We start from the raw sequence: 15,335 nt of genomic DNA on the forward strand, positions 1-15,335 counted from the left end.
TCGATAACGAGGGAGAAGTCATCAATGGCATGGTTTTCTTGGCAACCAGCAAAACAGTTAGACCCGAGTCTTAATGCTCTCGATGGCTTCTTTACTGAGCCCCCAGTAAAAGTACAAACCGTTACGGGCGGCTTAACCAACCGTTGTTGGCGGTTGGAATCTTCTCAAGGCCTTGCATATGTCTGGCGCCCGACCAGTCAAGTATGTAAGGCTTTTTCGATTTCTCGTCATAACGAATATCAGGTGCTGAATGCCATTTCCTCACTCAATATTGGGCCAAAACCGATTTTTGTGCACGAACAAGGTTTACTGGTGCAGTGGTTAGAAGGGCAAGTATTAACGGACTTAGGTATTGAGTTGAATGAGCTATTGACGATAGCAGTAACAATTCATCAACACCCGGTCAGTACAATTCCGTTGGTTCCGTTCTCGTACATCGCACGTATTGATCACTATTGGCTTGAACTTGATGATCAATATGCTGGAACAGAGTTTGAATCTCTGTACTTGAAGTGGCGGACGGAGCCGAGTATCGATACCGTTCCATTAGCGCTTTGCCACTTTGACTTAGGCTGCTATAACCTTGTTAGAGGGGCGGATGGTGTTAAAGTGATTGATTGGGAATACGCTGGTTTAGCCGATCCTAGGCTGGATTTGACGTTGACTTTACAAGTTGCTGGTGCGCCCATTGAAGACGCAGTGACACAATATTGCCAACTCCGAGACATCGAAGACCCCTCTATTTGGTTAGCTGGTGTGCAGGCGTGGCAACCAAGAACGCTAGTTATGGCGATGCTTTGGTATCTACTCGCTTATAAATTGTGGGAGGATGAGCAATACTTAAACAGTGCACATGAGTGTAAAGCCGCATTGTGTATAGAAGATCACTGTTTTGAGAATCCGTAATATTTCCCCCTTTAAGTATAAGGAAATAGTGGTAGTTTTAAGGCAAGTACCAGCGACATACAGGGAGAGGTACATATGATTATTTACTTGCACGGCTTTGATAGTACAAGCCCAGGTAACCACGAAAAAGTGCTTCAATTGCAATTCATCGACGACGACGTACGTTTCATTAATTACAGCACACTTCATCCAAAGCACGACATGCAACATCTTCTTAAAGAGGTGTCGAAAGTGATTGAGCAATCCGACGATCCTGATCCATTAATTTGTGGGGTCGGTCTAGGGGGGTATTGGTCAGAGCGCATTGGTTTTCTCTGCGGCATTAAACAAGTGATGTTCAATCCGAACTTGCACCCAGGGAAAAACATGGCTGGACGGATAGATCGCCCTGAAGAATACGAAGATATTGCAACGAAATGTGTCGACCAGTTCCGCGTTAAAAATCAGACGCATTGTTTAGTCATCTTGTCGAGAGATGATGAAGTTCATGATAATGAAAAAACAGCGGCCGAATTAGAGAAATATTACCCAATTATTTGGGATGAAACACAATCTCACAAGTTTACAAAAATTTCTCATCACTTACAGATGATGAAAGAATTCAAAAATACTTAGCGCTTGTATTGAGTAAAACAGCACTTGGTGAAGTGCTGTTTTACTCTTCGAACACTAATTTCCAAGTATCTTGACGATATTTTGGTGTAGGGTATCACTTCCTCTTTGTTCCCTTTCGAAGCTTACATTCTCGCGATGTCGAAACCTCAATATTGTGCTTTTCTTATTGTTTTGTGATTGATTCATTCTGTGGCACGGGCATTGTGTTATAAAGTAGTCGAAAAATAGTCAATCCGTATACGTTATAAGGATTTTGGTTGCCTTCAAAGTATGGCTCTATATAATGAACCAAACTAAAATAATTTGATAAATATCAAAAAAAATTGAGAGCGAGTAAGAAACTTGCCCACAAATTCTGGCGTCGTATGCGTGCCAGATGAGTCTGTTGATTTTTATCAATTTATTGATAAATAAAGAAAAATCAGGCGAAGTTTTTAATCCAAATAAATTGAGACACCTCTAACAACCAAAAATTCATCGGTTGGATGCATGCCACAGAAAGACGGTGAGTAAAGTATCGAGCTGAACCCCATATATTCATTTTTGTAGAGGAAAATCATTGTGACACGCATTATCGTTGTAGGTGGCGGTGCTGGTGGCCTTGAGTTGGCAACTAAGCTCGGTCGCACTCTTGGTCGTAAGAATCGTGCGAAAATCACGTTAGTTGACCGTAAAGCGAGCCACTTATGGAAACCATTGTTACATGAAGTAGCAACCGGTTCGTTGGATGAAGGTGTTGACGCATTGAGCTACCGCGCTCATGCAAAAAATCATAGCTTCGACTTCCAAATGGGTAGCCTTCAAGACATTGACCGTGAACGTAAAGTGATCATTTTAAGTGAGCTTAAAGATGAACACGGTGAACTTCTTATGCCTAGCCGTGAACTAGAATACGATATTCTAGTGATGGCGATAGGCTCCACATCAAACGATTTCAATACTCCTGGAGTTCGGGAGAACTGTATTTTCCTAGACAGTCCTGAGCAAGCGCATCGTTTCCGCCGTGAAATGAACAATGAGTTCTTAAAACTGCACGCAAAAAACGGTAACGGTACAGTGGACATTGCGATTGTTGGTGCGGGTGCGACTGGTGTTGAGCTCTCTGCAGAGCTACACAACGCAGTAAAAGAATTGCGTACTTATGGGTTTGGTGACTTGGACTCTAGTAAGTTAAACGTCAATCTTATTGAAGCTGGCGAGCGTATTTTACCTGCGCTTCCTCCACGAATTTCTTCTGCGGCCCACCAAGAATTAGTAAAGCTTGGTGTAAATGTTCGTACGGCTACGATGGTAACAAAGGCAGAGAAAGATGGGTTAACGACGAAAGATGGTGAAAAAATCCCAGCGCAAATAATGGTGTGGGCGGCAGGTATTAAAGCGCCAGATTTCATTAAAGATATTGCTGGCCTAGAAACTAACCGCATTAACCAACTAGTAGTGAAAAACACGCTACAAACGACACGTGATGACGATATTTTCGTTATTGGTGATCTCGCCCAGTGTACGCAGAAAGATGGCTCTTTTGTGCCACCTCGAGCGCAAGCAGCGCATCAAATGGCAAGCCAAGCATTCAGTAACATTGTGGCTAAAATTAACGACCGCGAGCTGAAAGACTACGTATACAAAGACCACGGTTCATTGGTGTCTCTAAGTCGCTTTTCGACTGTCGGCAGTTTGATGGGCAACCTAACTAAAGGATCTATGATGGTAGAGGGGCGTATTGCTCGTGTGGTCTATATCTCGCTCTATCGAATGCATTTAGTGGCACTGCACGGCATTATTAAGACAGGTTTGATGATGCTGGTTGGTCGCATTAACCGCGTGCTTCGTCCTAACTTGAAATTACACTGATATTTATAGTAGATAGAAAAAAGCCACCGCATCGGTGGCTTTTTTATTTAGTCAAATCATGCGGTAGTAGAGAGTAGACGACGCCGTCTTTAGGCTTACCATGGAAAATAAAGCGATTACGAGCAATCGTCTCTTTTTGCGCACCGACGGATTCGATCAAAGTTTGGCTCGCGGAGTTGTTCGGGTCACAAACGATTTCTAAGCGTGTGAGATTCAGTTTAGCAAAGCAGAACTCGGCTAATGCTCGGACAGCTTCTTGCGCATAACCTTGCCGTTGGTAGCGGTCTGCCACCCAGTACCCCATACTGGCCATGTTAAAAGTATGGTAGAACTCGTTAACGGCTACCATACCAACCAGCGTGTTAGTCTCCCGCTCATAAATGCCGAAACCGAACGCTTCTGTTTTCACCCAATTTAAGCGAGTCGCCAGTAAAAAGTCTTGTGCATTTTTTAAAGTGACGTTTGCATCGCACCAATCAAGCCATTGGTGAAGAGACGGGGACTCGGAGAGCAAACGTTGCAACGTATGAGCGTCTTCGGAAGGAATGAGTTTCAGCGCTAAGCGAGGAGCAATGATTTCAAAATCTGGACTCATGAATTGATACAGCTTCCATGTTATATCAACCCAAAAATTATAATGCCGTGATGGCGTATTGGTAATCAGTGAGGATGATTCGTTATTTACTGCGATTGATATTAAATTCGAGATAAAACCAAGCGCAGAAATACTGGGTGCTGCGCTTGGTTTTTGTTAGCGTTTATTCAACACGACGAACTTGAATGATCATTCCCATCAATGGGTTGTCTAGATAGTGAGTTTCGCTACTACGCATACGACGCTTTTGATCCATTCGGTAACTTTTGAGGAATTTTTCTTCCGTTATTGTCGGTGATATCTCCGCTAAGTTGCCGACCTGAACGTTGCCGTCCACTTCACCAAGCTGGTTTGTTGATTGTTCTATTGAGGTTGGCTCAAAACGTACTTCTCGAATACTCGGCTCACGAAGGTCTAGAGTTGTCTCGGCGAATAGATAATGCTGTACATAGATTTGGAGTCTGCCATCTAGCTCATACAGAGGACCATTGATAGTTTCTTCACTGTAACCGTCGCGAGAAAGTGTCTGGTTGCTGCCATTAATAGGGCTACCGTCAGGAAGATAAGAGTTGGAGAAGTCACGCCCACCAACGATGCGGAAGATAGGCGCACTAGACCTACCTTGGTCACCTTGACGCCACGCCACGTGTTTAAGTACTTTAAACCCCGCGTGATTGTTAAGTGCCGATTCCTGTTCGTTTAGAAGAAAAGAAGAACGAGGCAGCAGCGTAACGCCTTTAGAGCGACGGTAAGATTCACTCTCTAAACTGCCGACATTCACCATGTCGATTTTTGGCAGTTGATTGGGCCAAGCTTCAGTGGTGTTTTCTACGTCGACTGCTCGCTTGAAAATGATCACTTCAATATCAAACTGACGCTGTGCCCAAGAGGGCATAGAGACACATAGAAGTAATAACGGGATCAGTATTCTCATTCGACTATTAGCTCGTTGGTAATAAGTTCTGTTTAAAATCATTCAGTAAGTCTTGTACAAACTGAATGCGTTTGCGTCGGTCCGCCAATGGTACGCTAAACTTGAACTTAGTTGGACCTTCCATTGCAAATTTTTGCGGTTGTGATTGCAGCAGTTTAACCAAATACGCAGGATTTATGTCAGCATCAGGGTAAAACTCGATAAATCCCCCTTTATCATAAGCTTCAATCTTTTTCGCTTTTAGGCTAGCAGCGGAAAATTTCAGTTCTGAGACAACCAATAAATTCTTGGCTGCATCCGGCAGTAAACCAAAGCGGTCGATAAGTTCGACTTTTAGTTCCGACAATTCTTCGCTGTTCGTTACGCTGGCAATGCGTTTGTACATCGAAAGGCGTGTGTTTACATCAGGAATGTAGTCGTCCGGCAATAGGGCTGGAATTCTCATTTCAACTTCAGTTTGCTCGCGAAGGAGTTCATCCAAAGAGGGCTCTTTCCCTTCCTTCAGCGCTTGTACTGCTTGTTCAAGCATTTCCATGTAAAGTGTAAAACCAACCGATTGAATTTGCCCACTTTGTTCGTCACCTAGCAGTTCACCTGCGCCACGAATTTCAAGATCGTGCGTCGCGAGCGTAAAGCCCGCACCGAGATCTTCCAATGAGGCGATGGCATCGAGGCGTTTAATCGCGTCCTTAGTCATTGCTTTGGGATGTGGTGTCAATAAGTAAGCATAAGCTTGGTGGTGAGAGCGACCAACACGGCCCCGCAATTGGTGCAGTTGCGCCAAACCGAGGTTATCCGCACGATCCATGATAATGGTATTGGCGGTTGGTACATCGATACCGGTTTCGATGATCGTCGTACACACCAAAACATTGAAGCGTTGGTGGTAGAAGTCGTTCATCACTTGCTCTAGTTCGCGCTCACGCATTTGACCATGAGCGACGGTGATCCGAGCTTCTGGTACCAATTTTTGTAAGTCCTCAGCAGTTTTTTCTATCGTTTCGACCTGATTATGCAGGAAGTAAACTTGCCCACCACGCATAATTTCACGTAGCACGGCTTCACGGACGATAGGCTCTTCTCTTTGTCGAACAAAAGTTTTGATGGCCAAACGGCGGGCGGGTGGTGTCGCGATGATCGATAAATCGCGCATGCCGCTCATGGCCATGTTGAGGGTGCGTGGAATTGGCGTTGCTGTGAGCGTGAGGATGTCGACATCGGCCCGCATTGCTTTCACTTTTTCTTTTTGACGAACCCCAAAGCGGTGCTCTTCATCGACGATCAACAAGCCCAGATCTTTAAATTTAATATCACTCGAAAGCAGCTTGTGTGTACCGACGACGATATCGACCTTACCGTCTTCGACATCTTGCAAAATGGTTTTTTGCTCTTTAGCGGATTTAAAGCGCGAAAGTACTTCGACACGGATTGGCAAGTTGGCAAAGCGGTCACGGAAGTTTTCGAAGTGCTGCTGAGCGAGTAGGGTGGTCGGTACTAATACTGCAACCTGCTTGCTGTTGTCTGTCGCGACAAACGCAGCCCGCATCGCGACCTCCGTTTTACCAAAGCCCACATCGCCACAAACTAGACGGTCCATGGCTTTCGCTTGACACATATCCGATAGCACAGCGTTGATCGCCATTGCTTGGTCTTCAGTTTCTTCAAATGGAAAAGTTGCTTTGAAAGTCGCGTATTGGCCGCGATCTAGTTCAAACTTGAAGCCCGGTTTTAGTTCACGCTTGGCGTAGACATCAAGTAACTCGGCTGCCACATCACGAACTTTTTCTGCTGCTTTACGGCGTGCTTTGGCCCATGTTTCTCCACCGAGTTTATGCAGTGGCGCTGTATCCTCTGCGCCACCAGAGTAACGACTGATCAGGTTCAGTGCCGAAACAGGGACATAGAGTTTGGCGTCGTTTTGATATTCAAGAGTGACGTATTCGGTTTTCATGCCGCCGGCTTCAAGCGTTTGCAGGCCAATATAACGACCGATTCCGTGGTCTATGTGTACAACAGGTTGGCCCGGTTTCAGTTCGGCAAGATGACGTATGACCGTATCGCTGTTGACCGTTTTTTTATCTTTGCGGCGGCGTTGGATCACGCGATCGCCAAGTAAGTCACTTTCGCAAATGAATGCGAAGTTCAGCTCGTCGTGGATGAAGCCGTGTTCTGCCGCGCCAAGGATGAGACTGAAGCGGTCGTTTGACTCTAAGGCTTGATAAAAAGACGGATGCACGACGGGGCGAACTTTAATGCCTTGCAGCAGTTCTGTCAGTGCTTCACGACGACCTTCAGACTCCACAGAGAAGATGATTTTCCCGGTGAATTGTTCACTAAATTGACGAAGACGTGAGAGTGGTTCTTTATTTTGTTGCTGAACGCCAAGTTCTGCTAGTGACTGAACGGCTAGATTCTGTCGACCAGCACGCTTAACAACTTTCTCAAGGCTTAATTGAGCCATTGGTAGTTGCTTTAACTGGCTGAACAGTTCGTCTTTTTTCAACCACAGTTGATGTGGTGCGAGCAGAGGACGCAATGGGTCGATTTTTTTCTGGTCGTATCGGAACTCAACGTCTGTTAAGAATGTCTCTACCGCTGATTCTATATCGCCATAAGTGATGATCTGTGAATCTTCTGGTAAGTATTCAAACAAGGTTTCCGTGTGGTCAAAGAACAGTGGTTGCCAATATTCGATGCCGGCAGGCCATGTTCCTTTGGTAACCTGCATATAGATAGATTCTGGTTCGCGACGGGCTTCGAATTGTGTTCGCCAACGAGTCCGGAAGTCTTCAATCGCTGCTTTGGTCGTCGGGAACTCATGAGCTGGCAATAATTGGATTTGCTGAATATCTTCAATCGAACGTTGGCTTTCTGGATCGAACGTACGAATGGTATCAATCTCATCATCAAAGAAATCGATGCGATAAGGATCCGTGCTGCCCATCGGGTAAAGATCGAGAATCGATCCTCGGCTCGCGTATTCACCCGGTCCAAATACTTGGTCCACATGGCGGTAACCAGAATTCTCTAGTTGCACTCGCAGCTTTTCGAGTGAAAATTGATCGCCCGTTTTTACCATTAAGGTGTGCTGTAACAAAAAATCACGTGGAGACTGGCGCTGCAGAACGGTACTGACCGGCACAATGGTAATTCCGTTACGCTGGCTTGGCAGTTGGTAAAGGCGCGCAATACGTTCAGAAATAATTTCTTGATGCGGAGAAAAGTTATCGTAAGGCAGAGTTTCCCAGTCAGGGAAAAGGCTTACGGGATGATCGGTAAACTGCTCAATTTCTGCTTGCAGTTTTAAGGCGATTTGCGGGTCGGGCACCACGAGTAACGAGTGACTCGTGTGCTGTTTTGCTAATTCAGCAATCGCCAAAGGCAGAGCCGCGCCCGGTAGATTACCTAGCTGTTTTTTGTCGCCACGCTCAGAAGGATTGGTGACGGAAAGAATCGTTGCTTTTGTCATAGGAGTTATTTTTTATCTCGCTCCATTGAGCGCTGACGTAAAAGTTTTTGTTGTTGATATAAAGCTGCTTTGATCAGTAAGTCTTGGTCGGCTTCTCTGAGCATTTTATACCTAAGAGTGATGATGAAACCCTGCTCAGAAGAGGCACATTCTTCTACTTGAGCGTAACAGTAAATCGCAGCTGCGGGATGATCTAGGAACAACTTTACACGCACTAACTGTTGAGGTTCGAGCGCGGCATCGGCGCGGTAGCTTAACTGACTTGCGCCGAATTGGGTCGTTTGAAATCTCAGTGCAATCTCATCTTGTTGCGAAAGCATGAAGCTTAGCAAGAGGTTGAGTTTGGAATTCTGTGTATCAAGTAAGCTAATGACATGCTTCAAGTCTTTGTTTTTTAATTCAAAACGTGCATTTTCTGCTAGCATGTCTAAGTGGCTAAATTCACTGGCGACAATAAAAGGCGCGGGAATTTCGGAAACAAAGGTTTCTTCATCTGGCAAAGCAAAGTCCGCACTTAACGCTTCCACGTTAATGGTTAGGTTATGGTGAACAATAAAGTATTCTTGCTCTGTCATGTAGTCGGTCCTTTTGCCATCGAGCGCGCTCTGTTGGAATTAACGAAAACAGAGAAATAGGGCACTGATTATCGCTAACTGAATGAAGTTATCAAGTCTACCCGAATTGTGCCTGAACTTTTTGGCCTAAATGCAGACTTATTGCATGTCGTTGACAAATTTGGCGATTATCTTGTCTTCTTCATAAGAAGAGTAAGGTAAGATAACCCGCTAAAGTATCGTGTTATACCAAAACAACCAGTTGGTTTGTCTTATATGTATCATCCTATCTCATTATTTATTGGTTTGAGATATCTTCGGGGGCGCTCTGGAGATAAATTTAGCCGATTTGTTTCTTATATGTCGACAGCAGGCATCACGATCGGTGTGATGGCGCTGGTGACGGTGCTTTCTGTGATGAACGGTTTTGAAGCGCAGTTAAAAGAACGAATTCTCGGTGTATTGCCTCATGCTGTGGTTTCACAACAAGGTGGCAAAACATTACTCACGGAATCTGCGCCAGCTTTCATCCAAAATATGTCGAGTGTCGCCAAGCCAGAGCCCATTGTACGCGGTGAAGCGGTGATTCAAAGCCCAGCGCAGCTGACTGCGGGCTACTTAATCGGTATTGAACCTAAGCAAGGCGATCCGATCAGCCATCATTTAATCGCTGGCCGATTGTCATCGCTTCAAGCCGGGGAATATCAGGTTTTTTTAGGGCATAGCTTAGCGCGTTCATTAAAAGTGTCTATGGGCGATAAGATTCGTTTGATGGTGACTAACGCGACGCAATTTACGCCGTTTGGCCGAATTCCTAGTCAACGTAACTTTACTGTGGCAGGTATTTTCAATACAGGTTCGGATGTTGATGGGCAGTTGATGGTTGTTAACATGACAGACGCGTCTAAGCTGATGCGTTTACCGAAAGAGACCATATCCGGCTGGCGCGTATTTTTCTCTGATCCATTCATGGTGACGGATTTTGCCGATAAGCCTATGCCTGATGGGTGGCAATGGAGCGATTGGCGTGCTCAACGTGGTGAGTTGTTCCAAGCGGTAAAAATGGAAAAGAACATGATGGGATTAATGTTGGGTTTAATCGTTGGGGTTGCCGCGTTTAATATCATTTCGGCATTGATCATGGTGGTGATGGAAAAACAGTCGGAAGTTGCGATTTTGAAAACGCAGGGTATGACTCAATCTCAAGTAATGACGATTTTCATGGTACAAGGTGCAAGCAGTGGTGTGATTGGTGCGATTGTTGGTGGCATCGCCGGCGTAGCCCTGTCTCTTAATCTGAATGCGATTCTTGAGTCTGCAGGCGTTGCTTTGTTTAGCTTCGGTGGGCACTTACCCATCTTGATTGATTCACGGCAAATTCTTTTAGTAGTGGTGTTGGCGATTGCTCTCAGCCTTGCTGCTACGATTTATCCTTCTTATCGAGCATCTTCTGTTAAACCTGCTGAGGCACTTCGCTATGAATAAGCTATTAAAATGTCGTGATATTCGTAAAGTCTACCGAGAAGGTTCGCTAGATACGGAAGTACTGAAAGGTGTCAGCTTCGATATTGAGAAGGGTGAATTGGTGTCGATTGTGGGCTCTTCTGGTTCGGGTAAGAGTACGCTGTTGCATATTCTGGGAGCATTGGATGACGCTACTCAAGGGGACGTCGACTTCTTAGGGCAAAATCTATCAGCGCTGAGCTCAAATAAACAAGCCGCGGTACGTAATAAGCACTTGGGTTTTGTTTATCAATTTCATCACTTATTGGCTGATTTTACCGCGCTTGAAAATGTGGCGATGCCATTATTGATTGGTGGCGTGAAAGTTGCGAAAGCAAAGGATGAAGCAAAAGTATTGCTTGAGAAGGTGGGGTTGGGTCACCGTATGGAGCATAGACCATCGGAACTCTCGGGCGGCGAACGTCAACGTGTGGCTATTGCCCGAGCCTTGGTCAACAGACCAGATTTAGTGCTCGCCGATGAACCGACAGGTAACCTTGACCATAATACTGCATTATCGATTTATGATCTGATGCGAGAGTTGAATCAAGAATCGAACATCGCGTTTTTGGTTGTGACGCATGATAAAGAACTGGCGGCAAAGATGGACCGTCAAATGGATATGCAAGATGGTTTGCTTGTGGATCGTTTGATGACCGAAACCGTGGTGGAGGGCTAGTTTTGTTTTCACCTTTAGCATTGATGATCGGCGGTCGCTTCAGTCGCGCGAAAAAGCGCAATAAGATGGTTTCTTTCATCTCTCTTTCGTCAACAATTGGGATTGCGGTGGGTGTTGCCGTGATCATTATCGGCCTTTCGGCAATGAATGGTTTTGAGCGTGAACTGCAGTCGCGTGTGCTGTCTGTGATCCCACACGGTGAATTGGAAGGCGTCAATGGTCCACTTCATCACTACACTAAAACGATGAACCAAGCTTTAAGGCATGAACGCGTGGTTGCCGCAGCGCCTTACGTGCGTTTCACAGGATTGGCTGAAAAGGGCAGCAAGCTAAAAGCGATTGAAGTCCGTGGCGTTGATCCTGCTTTTGAACAAGCTGTTTCTAGCATGGCAGACTATATTGACCGAGACGCATGGCAGAATTTTTATGCGGGCCAACAGCAAGTGATCTTAGGTCGAGGGGTGGCGAATGAACTAAGCGTTGACGTAGGAGATTACATCACGTTGATGATCCCTCAAACGGGGAGCGCCAACAAAGTACAAGCGCCTAAGCGTGTGAGGGTTAAAGTGTCAGGGTTCTTAACCTTGAATGGTCAAATCGACCACACGCTTGCACTCGTACCGCTAAATGATGCACAGCTGTACGCGAATTTGGGCGATGGCGTGACGGGAATATCGCTTAAAACGGACGATGTACTCAATGCCCCTTCTATTGTTCGAGAAGTAGGAAGCCTTGTTGATGTGTATGTGTATTTGAAAAGCTGGCAGCAAAAGTTTGGTTTTTTATATCGAGATATTCAGCTTGTGCGCACCATTATGTATTTGGTCATGGTACTGGTGATTGGGGTTGCCTGTTTTAATATTGTCTCAACTCTCATGATGGCAGTAAAAGATCGCGCGGCAGAAATTGCGATCCTGCGGACTATGGGCGCAAAAGATAGCCTGATCAAACAAATCTTTGTCTGGCAAGGCGTGTTATCTGGTGTATTTGGTAGTCTAGTCGGCAGCGTAACTGGTGTATTGGTCGCGTTAAACCTTACCCCAGTCATTAAAAAGTTAGAGGGGTTAATAGGACATCAATTCTTATCCGGTGATATCTACTTCGTTGATTTCTTACCTTCACAGCTGCACTGGCCAGATGTCGCTTTAGTGTCTATGACGGCCATCGTTCTGAGTTTGCTTGCGACTTGGTATCCCGCTTCGCGTGCCGCGAAACTAAATCCCGCCGCGGTATTAAGCTCAAAATAATTGAACTTTATGAACGTGAATGATTTGGCAACATGACCAACCATTCACAAAAACAAAAAGGACCGAATTCGGTCCTTTTTTGTCTTTACCCTACTTGAGCAACATCTCGTTTCATTTTAGTTGTTAGATGCCCCTCAACCGTTACTCAACATGCTGATTTTTATGCATTGACGCCTTATCTTATTTTGCGCTTTTGCCAACTGCGCACCACAGAGTAACGCCAAAGGCCACGAATACCAAAATAGCCAATGACGGCTGAGGTCACGGCGCAGATAGCACAGCCTAGTAAAAAAGGCGGCCCGAGCGTACTCATTTGCTGCATAATAAATTCCCATGACAACTCAAAGTGAAATGGTTGTGAAGGGACGTGCATCACGACAGCGCCTAATTTGTAGGCGAAATAAAATAGTACAGGCATTGTGATTGGGTTGCTAATCCAGACCAGAGCGACGGAGAGAGGTAGGTTGACACCAAGCATGATTGCAAAACCCGCGGCTAGGATCATTTGGCTAGGAAGCGGAACAAACGCCATAAAGAGACCAACGGCAAAAGCCCCAGACGCCGAACGACGGTTTAAACACCAAAGGTTCGGGTTGTATAACACATTACCGAAAACCTTCAATGCTTTTTGGCGTTTGATCAATTCATGATCTGGTATGAAGCGTTTTATCAGCTTTCTAGGCATAGGACAGCATGACTCTCTCAGAAAAAAGTTGGACCTTGGCGTTATTTGTAGCAAGCGTTATCTCGTCAGCATGGTGGCCGACAATACCAGGTTGGCGTTGGTTGCTGCTGGGAATAATAACCACAGGCTCAATAATAAAATTACGTCGCGGTTTAATTAGCATAGGCGTAATTGTGGGCTTTATGATTGTCGTCGTCCACGGCAATGTCATGGAGTATCAGAGACAAGCCCTTTTTCAAGTAGGGGAGAATATTAACATAATTGGTAAAGTTGACAGCCCTTTTACGCAAATAAGTCATGGATATGAAGGCATCGTGGTGTTAAAGCGGATTAATGGTCAAACTCTGTTACCTTTTCTTAAACCTAAACTCCGTCTTATCACGTCTTTTCCACTCGAGGTTAACAGTGAGTTTACGACGACCGTGTCGTTAAAACCGATCATTGGTTTACGAAATGAAGTGGGATTCGACACCGAAAAACAATCGATGGGTAAGGGGGTGGTCGCGCGTGCGGTGACCGATAAAAATGCAACTTGGGTTATTCGTAGCACGACTTCTTGGCGACAAACCATTATTGCTGATGTCATTGATGATGTTTCTTCTCTCAATCACTTTTCTCTCATTAATGCTTTAGCTTTTGCCGATCGTTCTTTGTTATTGAAGGAGGACTGGCAAGCACTTCGAGATAGTGGCTTGTTGCATTTGGTTTCTATTTCTGGTCTGCATATCGGTATGGCGTTCACTTTCGGCTTAGTTGTTGGCAACGCAGTGCGCTATGTTGTACCCAGATATCAATTATTACCTAGTTTAAGTGGGCTACTGTTCGCCATTTCTTATGCGTGGCTAGCCGATTTCTCATTGCCGACCACTCGCGCTGTTTCAGTCTGTATTATTTATGTGGCGCTCAAATACACGCTAGTACATTGGACTCCTTGGCGAGTCCTGTTGCTGGCGGTGGCTTTGCAATTGTTCGTTCAACCTTTTGCTTCATACAGCATGAGTTTTTGGTTGTCATATTTGTCGGTTTGCGCAGTGTTAGTTGCGATCAATTTGGTTCGGCATCAGAAAGGAAGTTGGTTTGCAAAACTAAAGGTTTTGCTATTCAGTCAGCTAGTTCTAAGTTTGTTTATTGTCCCGGTTAGTGGTTATTTTTTTTCAGGCTTCAGTCTTGTTTCCATCGTTTATAATTTGGTTTTTATTCCGTGGTTTGGCTTTATCGTCGTCCCTTTCATGTTTTTGGCGCTGTTCTCTTCACTTTTTATTGAAGCGGGTGCGAAGATGCTATGGCAGTTGGTTGACTGGTCACTGTGGCCGTTAAGTGCCTCAACACACTATGCGGTAGGCTCTTGGCAACCCATTAGTATTGAAATGACATGGTTTATCATTGCGGTGAGTGCGTGTTTGATGCTTAAGCGTTTCATGTCGGTGTATGCGTGGTGTGTACTGTTGGGCGTTGTCATAAGCATCAAAATATCGTCGCAATATCGCGAACAGAACTGGCGTATCGATGTTCTAGATGTTGGTCATGGTCTGGCGGTCCTCATTGAGAAATCGGGTAAAGTTATGCTCTACGACACCGGCAAAGCTTGGCAAAACGGCAGTATTGCAGAACAAGTGATAACGCCTTTACTGCATCGGCGAGGCTACCAAACCATCGACACAATGATCCTGAGTCATTTCGATAATGATCATGCTGGTGGGCGTGCCTCAATTGAGCAATACTTTTCTCCTCTCCATAAGATCAGTAGCCAAAACCTTGCTAGCTATCAACCCTGTATCAGAGGTAGCTATTGGCACTGGCAGGAACTAACTATCGAAGTACTTTGGCCTCCCGAACTTGTTAAGCGCGCTTATAATCCGCACTCGTGTGTGTTGCGTGTTAGTGACCCTGCATCACAATTTAGTGTGCTTCTTACTGGTGATATTGAGGCCATCAGTGAATGGATGTTACTCAGGGAACCAGAAAAGTTGGCTAGTGATGTGATGATCGTTCCGCACCATGGCAGTAAAAGCTCATCAAACCCTCGGTTTCTGGAATCGGTCTCGCCTAGCGTGGCGGTGGCTTCGTTAGCGAAAAATAATCGATGGGGGATGCCTGCCGAAACGGTAGTCTCCTCTTATCGTAGGCGTGGTGTCACCTGGCTTGATACAGGGCAACACGGTCAGGTGAGCTTCTTGGTTAATCATAATAATTGGCGTTTTGAAACCAAACGTGGTGATACATTTGAGCCTTGGTATAGGCAGATGCTGCGGAAGGGGGTAGAATGAGAGCCTTAATCTAAGAAAACAAAGCACTTC

At 45.4% G+C, this 15,335-nt stretch carries 12 protein-coding genes; 7 read left to right on the forward strand and 5 right to left on the reverse strand.

Annotated features, from left to right (window positions below):
* Positions 1–24: 24 nt before the first annotated feature.
* The 3 genes from thiK to AC3D28_RS02520 all read left to right on the forward strand — a co-directional run bounded on the left by thiK (position 25) and on the right by AC3D28_RS02520 (position 3,372).
* Complete coding sequence (gene thiK / locus AC3D28_RS02510) at positions 25–906, forward strand: thiamine kinase (RefSeq protein ID WP_488535419.1); 882 nt, start codon at positions 25–27, stop codon at positions 904–906.
* A gap of 75 nt (positions 907–981) precedes the next feature.
* Positions 982–1,521 (forward strand): alpha/beta hydrolase YcfP, encoded by a 540-nt coding sequence (ycfP, locus tag AC3D28_RS02515; protein ID WP_488535420.1) that lies wholly within the window; start codon positions 982–984, stop codon positions 1,519–1,521.
* A gap of 561 nt (positions 1,522–2,082) precedes the next feature.
* Positions 2,083–3,372 carry an NAD(P)/FAD-dependent oxidoreductase gene (locus tag AC3D28_RS02520; protein ID WP_488535421.1) on the forward strand — a complete coding sequence of 430 codons (1,290 nt, stop codon included), beginning with the start codon at positions 2,083–2,085 and terminating at the stop codon, positions 3,370–3,372.
* Positions 3,373–3,415: 43 nt separating this feature from the next.
* On the opposite strand, the gene AC3D28_RS02525 is transcribed toward AC3D28_RS02520, so the two are convergent.
* The 4 genes from AC3D28_RS02525 to AC3D28_RS02540 all read right to left on the reverse strand — a co-directional run bounded on the left by AC3D28_RS02525 (position 3,416) and on the right by AC3D28_RS02540 (position 8,945).
* Positions 3,416–3,967 carry a GNAT family N-acetyltransferase gene (locus AC3D28_RS02525; protein WP_488535422.1) on the reverse strand — a complete coding sequence of 184 codons (552 nt, stop codon included), beginning with the start codon at positions 3,965–3,967 and terminating at the stop codon, positions 3,416–3,418.
* Positions 3,968–4,130: 163 nt separating this feature from the next.
* Positions 4,131–4,901 (reverse strand): peptidoglycan binding protein CsiV, encoded by a 771-nt coding sequence (locus AC3D28_RS02530; protein WP_488535423.1) that lies wholly within the window; start codon positions 4,899–4,901, stop codon positions 4,131–4,133.
* Between the two features lie 7 nt (positions 4,902–4,908).
* Entirely contained in the window at positions 4,909–8,370 is a 3,462-nt protein-coding gene (gene mfd / locus AC3D28_RS02535; protein WP_488535424.1) for a transcription-repair coupling factor, read from the reverse strand.
* 5 nt (positions 8,371–8,375) lie between these two features.
* Positions 8,376–8,945 (reverse strand): PilZ domain-containing protein, encoded by a 570-nt coding sequence (locus AC3D28_RS02540; protein WP_488535425.1) that lies wholly within the window; start codon positions 8,943–8,945, stop codon positions 8,376–8,378.
* A 255-nt stretch (positions 8,946–9,200) separates the two neighbouring features.
* Between AC3D28_RS02540 and lolC the strand changes: the two genes are divergently transcribed.
* Genes lolC through lolE form a run of 3 tightly spaced genes read left to right on the forward strand, consistent with a single transcriptional unit; the run spans position 9,201 to position 12,353 of the window.
* A complete protein-coding gene (gene lolC, locus AC3D28_RS02545; RefSeq protein ID WP_488535426.1) occupies positions 9,201–10,409 on the forward strand; it encodes a lipoprotein-releasing ABC transporter permease subunit LolC in 1,209 nt (402 codons plus the stop codon).
* Positions 10,402–11,106 carry a lipoprotein-releasing ABC transporter ATP-binding protein LolD gene (gene lolD, locus AC3D28_RS02550; protein ID WP_488535427.1) on the forward strand — a complete coding sequence of 235 codons (705 nt, stop codon included), beginning with the start codon at positions 10,402–10,404 and terminating at the stop codon, positions 11,104–11,106. Before lolC ends, lolD begins: the two co-directional genes overlap by 8 nt.
* A gap of 2 nt (positions 11,107–11,108) precedes the next feature.
* Entirely contained in the window at positions 11,109–12,353 is a 1,245-nt protein-coding gene (lolE, locus tag AC3D28_RS02555) for a lipoprotein-releasing ABC transporter permease subunit LolE (protein WP_488535428.1), read from the forward strand.
* A gap of 175 nt (positions 12,354–12,528) precedes the next feature.
* Here the strand turns inward: lolE and AC3D28_RS02560 are convergent, their stop codons facing one another.
* Positions 12,529–13,038 carry a DUF2062 domain-containing protein gene (locus AC3D28_RS02560; protein ID WP_098416049.1) on the reverse strand — a complete coding sequence of 170 codons (510 nt, stop codon included), beginning with the start codon at positions 13,036–13,038 and terminating at the stop codon, positions 12,529–12,531.
* An 8-nt stretch (positions 13,039–13,046) separates the two neighbouring features.
* Here AC3D28_RS02560 and AC3D28_RS02565 point away from each other — a divergent pair, with 8 nt between their 5' ends.
* Positions 13,047–15,305, forward strand: coding sequence for a DNA internalization-related competence protein ComEC/Rec2 (locus tag AC3D28_RS02565; protein ID WP_488535429.1), 2,259 nt, complete (start codon positions 13,047–13,049; stop codon positions 15,303–15,305).
* Positions 15,306–15,335 lie beyond the last annotated feature (30 nt).

It is taken from the genome of Vibrio sp. TAP-3B (assembly GCF_057784735.1).